General features: G+C 35.1%; 19 protein-coding genes and 1 tRNA gene. 7 read left to right on the top strand and 13 right to left on the bottom strand.

Translation table 11 applies throughout. The annotated features are described in order from the left end of the window. Positions 1 to 15: 15 nt before the first annotated feature. The gene (locus BLW28_RS11565) at positions 16 to 789 is read right to left on the bottom strand and encodes a diadenylate cyclase (RefSeq protein WP_073219814.1); all 774 of its coding nucleotides are present in this window, start codon (positions 787 to 789) and stop codon (positions 16 to 18) included. Between the two features lie 49 nt (positions 790 to 838). Next, complete coding sequence (gene folP / locus BLW28_RS11560) at positions 839 to 1,666, bottom strand: dihydropteroate synthase (RefSeq protein WP_083540757.1); 828 nt, start codon at positions 1,664 to 1,666, stop codon at positions 839 to 841. 54 nt (positions 1,667 to 1,720) lie between these two features. Here folP and BLW28_RS11555 point away from each other — a divergent pair, with 54 nt between their 5' ends. From BLW28_RS11555 to BLW28_RS11525, 7 genes are all read left to right on the top strand, one after another. Then, positions 1,721 to 2,305, top strand: coding sequence for a DUF1599 domain-containing protein (locus tag BLW28_RS11555; protein ID WP_073219817.1), 585 nt, complete (start codon positions 1,721 to 1,723; stop codon positions 2,303 to 2,305). A 4-nt stretch (positions 2,306 to 2,309) separates the two neighbouring features. Next, positions 2,310 to 4,016, top strand: coding sequence for a BT_3928 family protein (locus tag BLW28_RS11550; protein ID WP_073219819.1), 1,707 nt, complete (start codon positions 2,310 to 2,312; stop codon positions 4,014 to 4,016). 1 nt (position 4,017) lies between these two features. Further along, a complete protein-coding gene (locus tag BLW28_RS11545; protein ID WP_073219823.1) occupies positions 4,018 to 5,094 on the top strand; it encodes an ABC transporter permease in 1,077 nt (358 codons plus the stop codon). Positions 5,095 to 5,272: 178 nt separating this feature from the next. After that, positions 5,273 to 6,025, top strand: a complete 753-nt coding sequence (gene tpiA, locus BLW28_RS11540) for a triose-phosphate isomerase (RefSeq protein ID WP_073219825.1) — start codon at positions 5,273 to 5,275, stop codon at positions 6,023 to 6,025. Between the two features lie 186 nt (positions 6,026 to 6,211). After that, a complete protein-coding gene (prmA, locus tag BLW28_RS11535) occupies positions 6,212 to 7,045 on the top strand; it encodes a 50S ribosomal protein L11 methyltransferase (RefSeq protein ID WP_073219827.1) in 834 nt (277 codons plus the stop codon). Between the two features lie 63 nt (positions 7,046 to 7,108). Then, complete coding sequence (locus BLW28_RS11530) at positions 7,109 to 7,384, top strand: ATP-dependent Clp protease adaptor ClpS (protein ID WP_073219829.1); 276 nt, start codon at positions 7,109 to 7,111, stop codon at positions 7,382 to 7,384. Between the two features lie 139 nt (positions 7,385 to 7,523). After that, positions 7,524 to 7,597: transfer RNA gene (locus BLW28_RS11525), tRNA-Arg, on the top strand. 222 nt (positions 7,598 to 7,819) lie between these two features. Here the strand turns inward: BLW28_RS11525 and BLW28_RS16065 are convergent. From BLW28_RS16065 to BLW28_RS11480, 11 genes are all read right to left on the bottom strand, one after another. Continuing rightward, entirely contained in the window at positions 7,820 to 7,942 is a 123-nt protein-coding gene (locus BLW28_RS16065; RefSeq protein WP_262481115.1) for a hypothetical protein, read from the bottom strand. 13 nt (positions 7,943 to 7,955) lie between these two features. Continuing rightward, complete coding sequence (locus tag BLW28_RS11520; RefSeq protein WP_073219830.1) at positions 7,956 to 8,279, bottom strand: hypothetical protein; 324 nt, start codon at positions 8,277 to 8,279, stop codon at positions 7,956 to 7,958. A 45-nt stretch (positions 8,280 to 8,324) separates the two neighbouring features. Next, positions 8,325 to 8,897 carry a hypothetical protein gene (locus tag BLW28_RS11515; RefSeq protein ID WP_073219832.1) on the bottom strand — a complete coding sequence of 191 codons (573 nt, stop codon included), beginning with the start codon at positions 8,895 to 8,897 and terminating at the stop codon, positions 8,325 to 8,327. 21 nt (positions 8,898 to 8,918) lie between these two features. Next, positions 8,919 to 9,239 (bottom strand): hypothetical protein, encoded by a 321-nt coding sequence (locus BLW28_RS11510; protein WP_073219833.1) that lies wholly within the window; start codon positions 9,237 to 9,239, stop codon positions 8,919 to 8,921. A gap of 22 nt (positions 9,240 to 9,261) precedes the next feature. Then, a complete protein-coding gene (locus BLW28_RS15750; protein WP_159431773.1) occupies positions 9,262 to 9,432 on the bottom strand; it encodes a hypothetical protein in 171 nt (56 codons plus the stop codon). Between the two features lie 79 nt (positions 9,433 to 9,511). Beyond that, complete coding sequence (locus BLW28_RS11505; RefSeq protein ID WP_073219835.1) at positions 9,512 to 11,938, bottom strand: hypothetical protein; 2,427 nt, start codon at positions 11,936 to 11,938, stop codon at positions 9,512 to 9,514. After that, on the bottom strand, positions 11,935 to 12,306 hold the full coding sequence (locus BLW28_RS11500) for a hypothetical protein (RefSeq protein ID WP_073219837.1): 372 nt from the start codon (positions 12,304 to 12,306) through the stop codon (positions 11,935 to 11,937). Before BLW28_RS11500 ends, BLW28_RS11505 begins: the two co-directional genes overlap by 4 nt. A 4-nt stretch (positions 12,307 to 12,310) precedes the next feature. Continuing rightward, entirely contained in the window at positions 12,311 to 12,580 is a 270-nt protein-coding gene (locus tag BLW28_RS11495) for a helix-turn-helix domain-containing protein (RefSeq protein ID WP_073219839.1), read from the bottom strand. A 107-nt stretch (positions 12,581 to 12,687) separates the two neighbouring features. Next, the gene (locus BLW28_RS11490) at positions 12,688 to 13,569 is read right to left on the bottom strand and encodes a hypothetical protein (protein ID WP_073219841.1); all 882 of its coding nucleotides are present in this window, start codon (positions 13,567 to 13,569) and stop codon (positions 12,688 to 12,690) included. Positions 13,570 to 13,581: 12 nt separating this feature from the next. Further along, entirely contained in the window at positions 13,582 to 14,868 is a 1,287-nt protein-coding gene (locus BLW28_RS11485) for a site-specific integrase (protein ID WP_073219846.1), read from the bottom strand. A gap of 304 nt (positions 14,869 to 15,172) precedes the next feature. After that, a partial coding sequence (locus BLW28_RS11480) for a transposase (RefSeq protein WP_143036873.1) occupies positions 15,173 to 15,492 on the bottom strand: 320 nt, incomplete at its 5' end.

The raw sequence follows: 15,492 nt of genomic DNA, 5'->3' as shown, positions 1-15,492 counted from the left end.
TAGTTGAGCGGCTCCTTAACTCAAATCTTTCTTTAAAATTTTGAGCAACTCCTCCGTATCTTCAAAAAGTACAAAGTCACCATCCCTTACATACGAAATTTGTCCGTTTTCTTCAGAAACCACTAACGAAACAGCATCAGTTTTTTCGGTAATTCCAACTGCAGCGCGATGGCGTAAGCCAAATCGAAGCGGAATATTTCGGTCATTGGTAACAGGAAGAATGACTCGGGTTGCAGTAATTCTATTTTCTTCAATGATTATAGCCCCATCGTGCAGCGGACTATTTTTAAAAAATATGCTTTCTATAATGGGTTGATTAACCTCAAGGTTCATTTGATCTCCAGTGTTTTTTACAAAATCGAGGCTATTATTTCGTTGAATAACAATTAAAGCCCCCGTATTAGATTTCGCCATCTTTTTACAAGCTGCCATAATGCCTTCTAAATTCATTTTTGGTCCACTATCAGTTCCAAAAAACCGAAATTGTTTAAGAATCCGTCGTCTTGCATTAAAATTTGTCGACCCCAACATTAGCAGGAACTTTCGAATTTCGGGTTGGAAAACTACTACTAAAGCAAACATACCAACACCTAAAAACCCTCCGAGAATTTTGCTTAGCAATTCCATTTCGAGTAGCTGAGTAACCACGTAAATCGTGTAAACAATAATAATACCCACCAAAATATTGATGGCCACAGTTCCTTTTACCAAATTATAAAGGTAATACAACAGCGAGGCTACCAATACAATGTCTAGAATGTCTAAAATCCTAATGTCTAGAAAATCCAAAGGCGATTGTTTTTTGTAAAAGTAGTTTAAAAAAATCAATGATTTGCGGTCACGGATTTAGGTTTTCAATCAATTTCACACACTCAACAGCTTCTTTAACGTCATGAACACGAAGTATTTTTGCTCCCTTCACAAGGGCAACCGTGTTTAGTGAAGATGTACCATTAAGTGCACTTGCGGCATCGATTCCTAGCGTTTTTTGAATGAACGATTTACGCGATATTCCAACCAAGACAGGTACATCCAAATTCTCAAATAATTCAAGATTACCCATTAATTCGAAATTTTGTTCACGGGTTTTAGCAAAACCAAATCCTGGATCAACAATGATGTCATTGATTCCTGCCGCATGGGCATTTGCAATTTTCCCCGATAAATCTTTCAGTACATCAACTGTAACATTGTTATAGTCTGTAAGCTTAGACATTGTTTTAGGTGTGCCCCGCATGTGCATCAAAACGTAAGGAACCTTCAACTCGGCTACAGTACTAAACATATGGCTATCCAGCGTTCCGCCAGAAACGTCATTTACCAGTACAGCACCCGTTTCAATAGATTTTTTTGCGACATCACTTCGGAAAGTGTCTATAGAAATTAAGGTTTGCGGGAATTTTTTTAAAACTAGTTCAATAGCGTTTACGACTCTTTTAGTTTCTTCACTTTCAGAAATTTCTTCGGCATTAGGGCGCGTGCTATAACCTCCAATATCTAGAAATGTAGCGCCGTCAGAAAGCATTTTTTCGGCTTGATTTAAAATGTTCTTTTCAGAAAAACTTTTACCTCCGTCATAAAATGAATCGGGCGTAATATTGATAATACCCATAACTTTGGGCGAATCAAGTTCTATAAGGTTGCCGTGGCAATTGAGGGTTTGCAATTTTTTAGATTGATTTATTTAAGCGAAATTTACACAAAATCTTACACCTAGAAAATGGAAGACACCTCAAATCAATACAATGAACAAATTGAAAAATGCAGAGCGCTGTTTATCAATAAAATGCACGACTATGGAAGTGCGTGGCGAATTCTGCGACTCCCATCGTTGACCGATCAAATTTTTATCAAAGCACAACGCATACGAGGTTTGCAACAAAACCAAGTTCAAAAAATTCAGGAGGACGAAGCCAGTGAGTTTATAGGAATCGTAAATTATGCTGTTATGGCCTTAATTCAAATTGAGAAAGGCGTTGTTGAGCAACCTGACCTCAATCTAGAAGAAGCAACCCAACTTTATGACGAGCACGTTGCCGAAACAAAGCAGCTAATGATGGATAAAAATCACGATTATGGTGAGGCTTGGCGGGATATGCGCGTGAGCTCATTAACAGATCTGATTCTTCAAAAGTTATTGCGGGTAAAGCAAATTGAAAACAATCAAGGTAAAACAAGGGTTTCTGAAGGAATTGAAGCAAATTATCAAGATATGATTAATTATGCAGTGTTTGCGTTGATACATTTGGATAATAGAAGAGAGAATAAAGAGCAAAGAGAAGAGAATAAAGAATTAAGAAAATAGACGAATGAAAATATTAGTAGCAATATCTAGATTTATTGTTGGAGCGCTTTTTATAATTAGCGGATTAATAAAATTAAATGATCCAGTAGGTTTTTCTTTTAAACTAAAGGATTATTTCGCTCCAGAAGTGCTTGGGCTCGAATTTTTGGTTCCTTTCGCGCTTTTAATAGCGATCGTTTTGGTTATCGTCGAAGTTTTACTCGGAATTGCCTTGCTTTTAGGCCATTTTAAAAAACTAACTATCTGGTCGCTTTTATTAATGATCGTATTTTTTACATTCTTGACATTTTATTCCGCTTATTTCAACAAAGTAACCGATTGTGGCTGCTTTGGCGACGCCATGCCACTTACACCTTGGGAATCCTTCACAAAAGATATTATCTTGCTAGTGTTGATTTTGGTGCTATTCTTTGGACAAAAATATATTCACCCTATTTTCACAAGTAAAGGTCGCGGTTTACTTATTCTTACTTCATTTATTGCGTGTTTAGGAATAGCATATTATGTGTTAATGCACCTGCCTATAATAGACTTCCGCCCTTATAAAATTGGAGCTAATATCCAAGAAGGAATGAGTACACCTGATGATGCCCCTCAGCCTATTTTTGATTACCACTGGCGATTTGTGGTAGACGGAAAGGAACAAATTATTACAACGCAAGGCGACTACCCACAAGTACATGGTGAATTTATTGATGTTGAAACAAAAATGGTTCAAGAGGGTTATGTGCCTCCAATCCACGATTTTATGATAGAACGTGATGGCGAAGACTATACTTCACATTATTTAGAAGAAGAAAATTTAATAGTTGTTATAGCATATAGCCTCGGAAATACTGAAAAAGACGGATATCCTGCCGTTAAAAAAGTCACCGATGAAGCCTTGAAAAATGGTTACAATGTTATTGGACTTTCTGCCTCTTCGCAGGAATCAACTGAAGCTTTGGCAGAGGATTACAAACTAAATTTTAAGTTTTATTTCTGTGATGAAACTACGCTGAAAACTATTGTTAGGAGTAATCCTGGAATTCTGGAGTTGGATAAGGGAACCATCAAGCAAAAATTACATTGGAATGATGCACATAAATTGGAACTTCCCGTTCTTCAAAATGCGAAACCGAGTCTCGATTTAAATATGAAACGGCACTTGGATAGCATTGGAGCACTCGATCAAAAGTATCGAAAATTGATGCAGGCAAAATCTCCAGAAGAAAGGGCGGCATTAGGGGAGAAGATGGGGCTTACTGAAGCTGAATACAGCGGCGATTTGTGGAAAATGCAAGTTGTTATCGATAGTTCAAATATGAATTATATTGAAAAAATATTCAATACTAAAGGTTATCCAGGGAAGTCGATGGTAGGCGAACCAACCAATACCGTTGCATGGTATGTGTTACAACATTCAAATAAAATTGCGCAATACCTTCCTATTATTAAAGAAGCAGGAGCAAAGGGCGAAATTCCGATGAATTTAGTAGCCATGATGGAAGACAGATATTTAATGAATGAAAATAGACCACAAGTTTATGGTACACAGGGTAGAATGGAAGACGACGTAAATTTTATCTGGCCTATAGAGAATCCTGAAACCGTTAATGAGCGCAGAAAGAAAGCAGGTTTTAATACAACGATTGAAGAATATGCCAAACAGCTTTTTGGAGACGATTTTGAGTACAAATCATTAACAATGAATGATATAAACGCAGGATAAATTGACAATTTACGTACTTCAAAAACTTGGATATGCTTTGTTAACCCTTTTCGGAGTGGTAACTATTATTTTTATCTTGTTTACCATTCTTCCAGGTGACCCGGCTCGTATGATGCTCGGTCAAAATGAAACCGCTGAACAACTGGCTGTTGTAAAGAAGAAGTACGGCTTTGATCAACCCGTTTCTGTTCAATATATCCGATACCTGAATGACTTGTCTCCCATTTCATTTCACAGTGAAAACCCAGAAGACTATACTTTTCTTAAAGAAGGGAAATATACGGCTACAAAATTATTTTCGATTGGAAATACAACCACAGTTTTAAAGTTTCCTTATTTGCGGGAATCATTTCAAAAAAACGGAAAAGAAGTAAGCGAGGTTATTGTCGAAACCCTTCCAAATACTTTTGTGTTGGCTGTATCCGCTATTATTATAGCCATGGTAATTGGCGTTATTTTGGGGATTCTATCCGTGCTGTTTAAAGACGGAATTATAGATAAAATGATTCAATTACTAAGCACCTTAGGAATGAGTATTCCGTCGTTTTTTAGCGCAATTATCTTTGCTTGGATTTTTGGGTTTCTGTTGCACGAATACACTAATTTAAACATGACCGGTAGTCTGTATGAAGTTGACGATTTCGGAAACGGGAAGTATATACAATGGAAAAACCTGATTCTTCCAGCGGTTGTTCTAGGAATTCGACCACTTGCAGTTGTGAGCCAATTGATGCGAAATTCACTATTAGAAGTTTTAGATCAAGATTACATTAGAACAGCCAAAGCAAAAGGCTTGTCATATTATAAAATAATTACGAGGCACGCCTTAAAAAATTCATTAAACCCAGTAGTTACTGCTATTTCAGGGTGGTTTGCTTCAATGCTGGCTGGTGCTGTTTTCGTTGAATATATTTTTGGCTGGAACGGTCTGGGAAAAGAAATAGTTAACGCTCTAAACACTTTAGATTTGCCAGTTATAATGGGCGCGGTACTGGTTATCGCTTCATTGTTCATTTTAATCAATATTTTTGTCGATATTGTATATGGATGGTTGGACCCGAAGATTAGTAGGCAGTGATTCAGTAAATCAGTAATCAGTATTCAGTAATGATATTAATTTTTAAGAAAGGATGTTTTATGTCCTTTTAAAATTTCTAAAATCGATTAAAAATCTATTTAGTACAATAATAACTCAATAACTTAATAACCCAATAACTCAATAACCCCAATAACCTAATAACTTAACAACTCCAATTATGAGAAAGAAAATAGCAGCAGGAAACTGGAAAATGAATTATGACTTGGCTGAAACAGAAATGTTTTTAGTCGACTTAAAAAAGCAAGTAATTCCAGAGAATGTGGAAGTTATGATAGCTCCTGCGCACACCAACTTGCACCACGCTTTTACGTCGCTACGTGATCATCCAGTAACAGTTATTGCTCAAAATATGAATCAAAATGAATCGGGCGCTTTTACAGGTGAAGTTTCGGCTAAAATGCTAGCTAGTGTTGGTGTTAACACCGTTATTATTGGTCATAGCGAGCGACGTGCATACTTTAATGAAGATAATGCAGTTCTTGCCGAGAAAGTAAATACTGCCTTGGAAAACAATATGAAGGTGATTTTTTGTATCGGAGAAGAATTAGAAGATCGTAAAAACGAATCTCATTTTGAGTTAATTGAAACCCAAATAACGGAAGGTTTATTTCATATTTCAAATGAAGCTTGGAAGCAGGTTGTTATAGCTTACGAGCCAGTTTGGGCGATAGGCACTGGTGAAACTGCGAGCCCACAACAAGCGCAGGAAATGCACGAGTTTATTCGAAATACGATTGCAGATGCTTACACAAAAGAAGTGGCCGATGGCGTTTCAATCCTATACGGCGGAAGTGTTAAGCCAGAAAACGCCAAAGAAATATTTGGACAGAAAGATGTAGATGGCGGGCTTGTTGGTGGCGCTTCCATGAAAGTTGATAGTTTTATGAAAATCATTAATTCATTTTCATAAGAAAAGGGAGTGGGGTGCGGTGCTAAGAATTTATAGATTGATTGAATAATTTTGGACTAAAACAAGGTTATTAGAAACCGAAGTTTTGAAAAGTATAATCTTCTCGCCCTTAATTTTTTCTGCTTTATTATTTTGTCTAGTCTCTAGAATCTAGACTCTTTTATTTACGCTTTTAAACCAAAAAATATGTCGCAAATTTATATAGAATACATTTTTAAAGTGGCGCCGCTTCAACCCGGTACTGAAATATTGATTGCTGAATTGGGATACGCCGGATTCGAAAGTTTTGTGGAAACCGAGGAAGGAGTAACAGCATATATCCAAAAAGACGAATGGAACGAAGCTATCTTGGAAACGATTGATATATTAAATTCTGAAGAATTCCAGATAGATTATAGTCATTTAGAAATAGCACAGGTAAATTGGAATTCGGAATGGGAAAAAAACTTTGATCCTATTGAAGTGGATGGAAAATGTACCGTTAGAGCTCCGTTTCATCCCAAGAAAAGTTTTGAATACGAGATTGTAATAGAACCAAAAATGTCATTTGGTACAGGACATCACGAAACAACTTTTATGATGTTGCAATTTATACTTGAAAATGACTTTACAGGTAAAACCGTTCTCGATATGGGGTGTGGTACTGCCGTACTCGCCATTCTAGCCGAAATGCGTGGTGCGTCAAAAATTGAGGCCATAGATATTGATGAATGGTGTTATGAAAATTCAGTAGAAAATACGCAGCGTAATAATTGTAAAACAATTACCGTAGAGCTTGGCGACGCTTCATTGCTTCCTGGAAGGAAATACGATTCAATTATCGCCAATATTAACCGTAATATTCTTTTAAACGATATGGAAACCTATCAAAAGAGTTTGAACAAAGGTGGAACGCTTTATCTAAGTGGTTTTTACAACGAAGATTTACCTATTATAACTGATTGTTGCAATAATTTAGGAATGGAGTTCGTTGAGAATAAAGAGAAAAATAGATGGGTAGCTGCTAAATTTGTAAATTAATACGTTTAAAGAGTATTGATTGATTTGTCTTTTCAAATTTATTTTTAGAATTTTATAGAAGTTATGAGTACCAAAGAAAAAATACAAGAAGATATATCGGTTGCTGAACAGGAAAGCAATCAGAACGAAATTGTGCTATATAATGACGAAGTAAACACCTTTGATCACGTAATAAATACACTTATTTATGCATGTGATCATACTCCCGAACAGGCAGAGCAATGTACCATACTTGTTCACTATAAAGGGAAGTGTACCGTTAAAACAGGCGATTTCAATGAGTTAAAGCCACGTTGTACAATCCTTTTAGACGCCGGATTAAGTGCCGAAATAATTTAATCATCAATTTTACGATTTTACTTGTGGTAAGTGTTAGTATTTTTTATATTTGCACCCCATTAGAACAATATAGCAAGCCAAACCAACGTTCAAAAGCTTGTTTTTAGACTGATAAGTCTATTTATATTATAAAAATCACGGCCTTGTGGCGCAACTGAATAGCGCACCTGATTACGGCTCAGGAGGTTCCAGGTTTGAATCCTGGCAAGGTCACAAGTATTACAGCTTAACAGGCTAATAAACAGGGTGTTAATTAATTTTAGCACCCTTTTTTTGTCCGTGAATTGTCCGAAAACATTTTTTAGGCTCTTATTTTGAGTTAAAAACGGGATATTTTTTCTAAGGTAATTAAATTATTTTATAAGATACAAAAAAACCCGCTCGGATGATGAGCAACCGAACGGGGAACAAACCTAAAAAGCGGTTTTGTTTATATTATAAAAATAACGGCTTTTCGCCTTTGTGGTCGTACTTCTCAAAATAGGCACTAAGGGAATCAATAATTTCCGCTTTTGTTTCGTCACCTGAAATAAATATTCCATAGGCTTTTGATAGCAAGGTTTTTATTTGCCTATTGTTTAACCCTGTCTGGGTTATAAATGTCAGTAATTCTAAATTTGTCCGTATCTGTACTGATTGTTTCATATTCCTTTTTTTCGGGATCATAAAAACTAATTTCTAAAACGTTTTTTGTGTCCTCTACAATATCGGTTGCTTTTAATGTTGGTAGTACAAACTTTGATAACTTTAAAAGTATATTAAGCCTTTCAAGTGGTTCTAAGCTATTCAAGTCGTCCTGAAACTGGGAAAGATTGTTTTCTATTAGCTCCTGAAACTTTGCCCGTACTTCTGCGGTGCTTTTATTTTTGCTTCCCTTTGGTCGTCCTACTTTCATTTTTTACTATTTGTTTATTCGATTTTATTGGTTTGGTCGCCTGTTCTACTTTATTCGACTTATTCGGTCGGGGTTTGGTATTGCCCTCGTTTGGTGTGGGTTTGATGTTATGATATTACCAAATAAAAACAACTTATGGGCGTTGCTTTCTGGAATGTATTTTTCCTCTATTGCTGTATTTATTAGGTCGCTGATTTGAACGGCCAATTCGTACCCTCTTACTTGCTTGTCGTTTTCGGTGAAGGTATAACAGCCCTCAATTTGTTTGGGTTCTGCTACCAATTCAAAAACTCCGTTTTCATTTTGTTCTATTGGATAATTCCGCCATATTGGATAATTCCCTTTTATGAATTTTTCCAATGGTTCAAGGTCAATACCTAAGATTTTTAAATTTACGTTTTCGTCACCCTCTGGGAATGGAAATTGAGGTTTTAAATACTTTTTAATGTACTCCATACCTTCGTCACGTATGCCGTTCCGCTCGTCTTTTGAAAATGTGGTTTTACAAACCTTTTCACTTTCTTTTATTAAGTTGTTCAAGGTTTTTGCCGAATTGGTGGCTTCATTTTTTATTAACTCAATTTTTTTATTGTCTGTTTTTAATAGTATCCTTTTCATTTGTTCGCTTTTTTTAAGATATTAATTTTTACTTGTTTGTACCTTATCGGTTAACTCTATTAATGTATGAAGTTCAGCATCTGTTAACTTGCTTAAATCCTGTTTTTGCTCTTGCTTCTGGGTTGCTGTTAAGTCCATTTGCATCTGTTTAGGCACTAAGTATGGTAACATCTTTAAAAGGGCGTTAATCTTTTCTTTTGGCTCTAATTGGTCGAAAACCTCATCTAATTTCTCAAATTTTCGGCTCAAAAAATCCCGCATAAAATCCCGCATTTCCTGTGTCGTTTTATTGGGTGTGCCTTTTGTACGCCCTCCAAACTTTTTACCTGTTGTATTTGCCATAACTACTTTAAACTACTTTAGATTAGAAACTGAACATTTCCACTTTATCGCCTGTTAGTATTGCGGTGCTTCTAATGTCCTTAAATACTTCCTTTGCCATAGCTCCGAAAATTACTTTTCTGTTATGATGTCCTTTGCCTTCAATTTCCTTTTGTATTGAAGCTCTTAACCGTTTTGATATTTCATACTCCATAATATAAAAATAAGCATTAAAAAGGCTTGTTTTTCGCTGTTTGTCAGTGTTTTATCCAATTGTTATTCACATTTTAACACTATTTCCAGTCATCAAAATCCAGCTGGGGGAAATCAATTGTTTTTGGTTTTAATGCTTTTACTGTTTTAGGGGTTTCGTTTAATTTGTGAAATCTCAAATATTCATCAAAAAATTGGCTTCCTCTGCTGTATGCTTGCTCTATTTCAATATTGAATGCTGAATGTTTTAATGATGTACAAAAGTCTTTTAGTGTGGGGATGTGGCTTTCAATCTCCTTTGGTGGTTTTGGCACAAATAAACTATTAAAAGCCTTTTCCGCTTGCTGGGTGCTTTTGTATTCCGCTCCTGTTATTTGCTGAATTAGAAACGCCTTTTCCTTTTGGATCGTTTCGGGATTGGCTTTGATGCTTTGGTCTATCTCCAATCCTGTAAGCTCGGCCAATATAAATAAGTATTGAATAACCGTTTCCCTGTTGTTTATTAATCGGTTTACTCTTAATAATTCCTTTTCATAGGCTTGTATTTTTCGTTGTATTAATCGGTGTTTGTTTGCCTTTTTATGATGCTCAAACCTGTAATTTGTACCCTCTTTATAAATAATACTATAAAGAGGGTTCGTATTAGCGTTTTGAGCATAGGTGTTTCTTATTTTTCCAGTGATTAAAACATTAATTCTCAACATAATAGTCTTTGCAAGTTCGTTTGTTTTTGCCTTTCCCTTCATTTTGTAGTCGATAAAAGAGAAATCTTGTTTTGAAACTCTCTTTTCCAGCGTTCGGAATAGGTGTTTCAATCTTACTTTTTTGTTTACTTCTCCTCTTGCTTTATTTAACGCATTTAGAAAATCAATTTTCCTTTTGAATGTTAGGCTTTCTGTTAACTCAAAATCTCTTTGCCTTGTGATAACATCGTCAATTCGGGTTCTTTGCTTTAAAAGTTCCCTATAAAGAAATCTAAGATTAAAAATTACGTTGCTGTTTTGCCGTATGTGGGAAAGGATTAAATACAGTAATGTTTTTGAAATTGGTTTGCCGTTTAAATAGTTAAGAGTAGAAACCATTTCCCTACAATTGAAAATAAATTCCTCAAAACTGTATTTTTGGTTGAGGTCAAAGGATGCTGAAATATATTCGTATTTCTCGGTGTAGAATTTAAAGCCGTTTGCTTCTCCTTTTACTTTTGGCCTTGTCAATACTTGTTTACGGATTAAATTTTTAAAATCTTCGTTTGTTGCTGGTGGTACGCTCGAAATGTAGGCAAATCGTAAACTTTTGTTTGAATAACCAAAACTATTTGAAAATACGGGTTTCTTTAAAACACTCATTCCAAATTCGATTAAACCGTTTTCGGCCTTTAGGTTTAAATCCTTCATTCCACTATCAATAAACAAAACAGAATCGTGAAGGCGCACGGCATTTTTTAAAGTATTAGTTTCTATAAAATCTTGTATTGCGCATTGCTCCAATTCGGACATGTGGACTATAAATTTTATTTTGCCATTTGTGTATTTCGTTATCTCATTTGCTGGTGTAGCTGTATAACCACATTCAATTAAAAAGTTTTTTATTTGCTCTTTGGTCTTATACTTTCCACTATTCAAATGAGAATTGAATAATACTTTTGCATCGGATCTGTTTATATTTTTCCGCTCCATTAAATTAGTATAAACCTCATCTTTTATACGTGATCCAGTTTGAAGGTCAAGGAATGAAGGAAAGGCACTTTTAATGTCGCACTCAATCACTTTAAAGGGGGTTTCCGCTCTTAATATTTTTGGGCATTTAGTTAGTGGGTTGTATTCTCTAAAGTCCTTTAAAGTAGTTTTAAAATGGTTTGTAGGAATTTCTAACTCTTTACATACCAAGTACAGAATATAATAATACCATTGTTCAACAAATTTAAAAGCGGGTTCGCCTTTGGGGTGGTGTTTTGTATTTCGCTTTTCATCAATTCGGGCATATTTCCGAAATAGGTCACCTTTGTCATATTGATATTTATTAACTGGTAATTGTTCGCCTGTCCTTATGTAGTGGCTCGCATATTCCAAATATTGATGTCGTCCGAAATGCTCTGAATTAAAAAACCAAGCGGATTGAATTATAAGGTAACAGGCACGAAATAAGGCCGTATCTCTTAACTTGTGATAGGTTGTATCAATTTCATAAATAGGGGTGTAGGGGGTGTTATTACAGGCGTCAAAGTAACCTTTAACGGAATTGATACAGTAGTCCGAATCCTTGAGCGGTACATTTTCGGGAAATATACGCTCAAAGAAATAGGCCATTGCTAATAAAGCCAATTCCGAAAACGGTACGCCTTTGGTTTCTTTATTGTCGCCCTGAATGTTCTCCAATGCTTTTTGAAAGTTAATTTCACTTTCATTTGAAATACGGTTTTGAATGTCCGTTTTCAAATTGCTATTATTGAAAAAATCCAGTTTGATGTAATGAGAAATAAAGGCTTTTTGTGAAGCCTTTACACTCATTTCAATAGTTCTCTATATTGGTCTGGATTGGTCGTTAAAAACCTTGCTGGATGCTTTGTAAATGGGCAAATCCTTTTCTTTGCGGACGCTATCAAACGTCCTTCTTTCTCTAATTCTCGTTTCCTACGTGTTCCAGCTTCAACGGGAATTTTTAACGCTTCGCAAATTGCCTTGTTTGTCGTGGTAACGTAATATAAACCAATTTTGTAAAGTTCTCTTTGGGTGTGGTTTTTCCTAAGTAATTGGATCGGTTTGCCTGTCTTATCTTCAATTGTTCGGATTATGTAATCCTTCAAAAGTTGCTTATCTTTACGCTGTCTAATGTTGCTCAAAAGACTTTTAAGGCTGTGGGAAATACTCTTTCTCATAGCCTTATTTTTTTACAATTGAATTTAAAAGCTCCGAACGCTTAAAGAATTTTTTACCTCCAATGCCATAAGGGGTAACACGCCCTTTCTTTTCCCACCTCCATAAAGTAACTGGGGTACATTGTAAAAGCTCACACGCTTCTTTCGGTGTGATGAGGTCGTCCGCTGGATTGGGAACGGTGGTTTGTCTTGTTTGGATGAGTTCGGCTGTTCTGGTCGCTATCCTGTCGATAAGGTTGCCAATTTCAATTGGACTTAATAATACATTTGTCATAACTGTGTTTTTTTAATGTTATAACAAATGTAATGTCACTTTTAAGTCTAATTCATTGATTTGCAGTTGATTAAAATTGACTGAATTGATTAAATAATAAAATCAAGCTATATTATTGTATTTTGATGTTTTATAAGTCTGATTTTCTCTTTTGTATCATAATGTAATTGCGTGTCCTTTTTGTTATGTCTGTTTTTCCAATGGGCATTAAATCCTGAATAGGTTCCGCAATTTCCTTTAAAAAATTCTGCAAAGGAATGAAAAACTGCTTTTTGATGTCTAACTTCTAAATAATCAAAATCTGATAAAGTAATTATTAAATATGCAAGTTGTTTAGGTTCAGAAATTGGAAATTTTTCTTTAAATTTTTCTAAAAATAATTCACTCGATTTCTTTTCAAATTTTAAATAACTGTGAGCGGGTTTTATTTCGACTTTTGGTCTTCCAACTTTGGCGGGTGTTTTATTTTCCTCATTCGAGGTTTCGGGAAATCCTATTTTTAAATTTAGCTCCTTATTTAAAGTTACTATGGAATGAAGTAAACCGTTATAATAACCCTGCTTATAAATATTTTCTTCTGTCCATCTTAAAATGGTTTTATTCATTAAATCCTGTAAGCCTTTATGATTTGGTAAAAAATCCCTTTGGTAAAAAAAATGCGTTAAATCCTGTTTTATTAGCTCTCTTTTTTCGGGTTTATTATAATCCCTTCTTTTAACACCTTCCTTTGTTTCTAAGTGGTTTAAACCCTCCGCAAATCCTTTGCGGTACACTTCTACAAACTCATAATACTTTAATTTGTTTTCCTTGTCATTCAACCACATTAACCCGCTCAAATCGGCATTGTAATAGTAAAACATTTGTCCTTTAATTGTGCATTTATGCGGTAAAGGGTTGTTCCTGTTTATTTTCTGCAAATCGCTTCCATTGTAACTATTCCGATAAAAGGATTTTAAATCTACTGGTGTTATATTGCTTTTGTTGCTCATTGTATCAATTATTTAAACATTACCGTAACTAATTCGTTTTCCTTTTTGGTTGTCCTTCTCATTAACATAAATTAAAAAGGATTTTGATGAGGTGTGGCCTGTGATGTACATTAACTCATCAATTGGCATAATTCTAAAAAAATTAGTTGCAAAAGACCTTCGTCCAGTATGGCTTTGAATTAATTGCCATTTCTCAAACTTTCCTGTTTGTTTTCGATAGTTTCCGCTTTCAGTTTTTGCGATTTTTCCGCCTTTAACACGCTCTTTAATCTTGGCCATTCTGCATATTCGTTTTATGAATTTATTATATTTCTGGTCTGTTATCCTTTTTGGAAATTCTCCGTTTCGTTGGTCTAAAATCTCAACAATTTTTGGATGCAAAGGAAAATCCATTAAAACGCCTGTTTTCTCTTGTTTAAATTTTATAAAGGTTTGTTCCTGTCCGTTAATGTCTTTATCCTTATAAAGCATTGTTTTATTAAATCGCATAAAATCCCCAATTCTTTGCCCACAATAACACGAAATTAATAGCCAATCCCTTGCATCCTCTAAGGGCGGTTTGAGGTCTTTAATTTTTGCTATTTCGTCCAGCTCGCTAAAAGAAAGGGTTGCTTTTAGCTTCTGCGTTTTCTTTTTTTGTTTGGAATCAATCTTTATTTTGAAGTTATCCAGCTCTGGGTGTGTTTCTACATTTTTTGTTCGGGCGTGTTTGGCAAAGGATAAAATATGTACCATGTCACGTTGGTATGTGGCAAAGTTGTATTCCTTCATTTTAACAAATGAAATAAATTCAACTTTTAAGGCATTGTTAATGTCCTTTATTAAAATGGATTGCCCTCTGTACTCTTGAAATGCTGTAATTTTATTTTGAACAACTTTATAGCGGGTTTTCGTGGTTTCGGAAATTACTTCGCCTTCTGCTTCTCGGGATGAAACATAAAAATCAATATAAGAAATTAAATCGCTGGGGATCGTTTCGGCTTTGCGTGGATTGCTATAAAGAGAAACGGTGTTTTTTAACCATTCATTATTGACTGTTTCGGGTTGTGTAACCTCATCAAACTTTGCAATAATAAAATTTTGTAGGCTTTCGGTTTTTTCGTCAATAACCTTTTTTAAATCCTTTTTGTAGTCATCTTGGAATTTTGTGTTTTTACGGTACTCATCCCAAAACTTTTTTTCAACTTTTATTTTACTTCTGGCTTGAAAATCTTTTTTGCCGTGTAGTCCTGTAAGCAAACAGGCGGTTAAAAATCCCTCATTCTTTGTTGAACGATACCTAAAAAATACGCTGGCCATAATACAAGTGTTTTAAATGCTCTTGTAAATGTCCGTAATTTGTCCGTAATTAGGAAATAGAATGTAATTTGTTTTAATGAAGTTGTCAACAAAATCTTTATAACATCTTTATAATTAGTGGGTAATAAAGTAAATTGAGTTACAAAGGTTTTCTTTGGCTTTCTTAATTTTATTCCTGGCAAGGTCACTTAGAGCGAAAAGTCTGCACGATAGTGCGGACTTTTTTTATTCCCAAAACTGTCAAATGTATTTCACATTTGTAAGGGATCAAGGGATCAAGTCCAAAAGTTGTGGGATTTCAGGATTATGCAAAAATTGTTGTTAGTCTAAATAGGAAAAAATCTACGTTCCTTACCCCTCTAAATTGTGCTCTGAATGCTTTTATTTTAGCGTTGAATGATTCTGCTGAAGCATTAGTACTTCGATTATCAAAGTAGTTTAATATGTTCATATAATGTATTGACATTGTTCTGGCGATAGTATTGAAGCTTTTAAAGGTCGCCTGTCTTACTTTTTCATACCATTTTGCCAAGCGTATGAGTGCGGATGTCTTATCTTTTGTGTTATTAAATATCCAAGATAGGTTCTGGCATAATTTGTAAGCCTTTTCAATATCTGGATAGC

The organism is Aequorivita viscosa, assembly GCF_900106795.1.
Classification (GTDB): Bacteria; Bacteroidota; Bacteroidia; order Flavobacteriales; family Flavobacteriaceae; genus Aequorivita; species Aequorivita viscosa.
Note: the sequence above shows the minus strand (reverse complement) of the source record. Positions and strands in the feature narration are given on the sequence as shown.

Excerpts from the sequence above, each read along its gene's own strand:
- BLW28_RS11490 (WP_073219841.1), bottom strand. The coding sequence starts at position 13,569 with ATGAGCAACAAAAGCAATATAACACCAGTAGATTTAAAATCCTTTTAT.
- BLW28_RS11500 (WP_073219837.1), bottom strand. The coding sequence starts at position 12,306 with ATGAGAAAGAGTATTTCCCACAGCCTTAAAAGTCTTTTGAGCAACATT.
- BLW28_RS11550 (WP_073219819.1), top strand. The coding sequence starts at position 2,310 with ATGAAAATATTAGTAGCAATATCTAGATTTATTGTTGGAGCGCTTTTT.
- prmA (WP_073219827.1), top strand. The coding sequence starts at position 6,212 with ATGTCGCAAATTTATATAGAATACATTTTTAAAGTGGCGCCGCTTCAA.
- tpiA (WP_073219825.1), top strand. The coding sequence starts at position 5,273 with ATGAGAAAGAAAATAGCAGCAGGAAACTGGAAAATGAATTATGACTTG.
- BLW28_RS11515 (WP_073219832.1), bottom strand. The coding sequence starts at position 8,897 with ATGAAAAGGATACTATTAAAAACAGACAATAAAAAAATTGAGTTAATA.
- BLW28_RS11510 (WP_073219833.1), bottom strand. The coding sequence starts at position 9,239 with ATGGCAAATACAACAGGTAAAAAGTTTGGAGGGCGTACAAAAGGCACA.
- BLW28_RS11530 (WP_073219829.1), top strand. The coding sequence starts at position 7,109 with ATGAGTACCAAAGAAAAAATACAAGAAGATATATCGGTTGCTGAACAG.
- BLW28_RS15750 (WP_159431773.1), bottom strand. The coding sequence starts at position 9,432 with ATGGAGTATGAAATATCAAAACGGTTAAGAGCTTCAATACAAAAGGAA.
- BLW28_RS11485 (WP_073219846.1), bottom strand. The coding sequence starts at position 14,868 with ATGGCCAGCGTATTTTTTAGGTATCGTTCAACAAAGAATGAGGGATTT.
- BLW28_RS11555 (WP_073219817.1), top strand. The coding sequence starts at position 1,721 with ATGGAAGACACCTCAAATCAATACAATGAACAAATTGAAAAATGCAGA.
- BLW28_RS11505 (WP_073219835.1), bottom strand. The coding sequence starts at position 11,938 with ATGAGTGTAAAGGCTTCACAAAAAGCCTTTATTTCTCATTACATCAAA.
- BLW28_RS11495 (WP_073219839.1), bottom strand. The coding sequence starts at position 12,580 with ATGACAAATGTATTATTAAGTCCAATTGAAATTGGCAACCTTATCGAC.
- BLW28_RS11520 (WP_073219830.1), bottom strand. The coding sequence starts at position 8,279 with ATGAAAGTAGGACGACCAAAGGGAAGCAAAAATAAAAGCACCGCAGAA.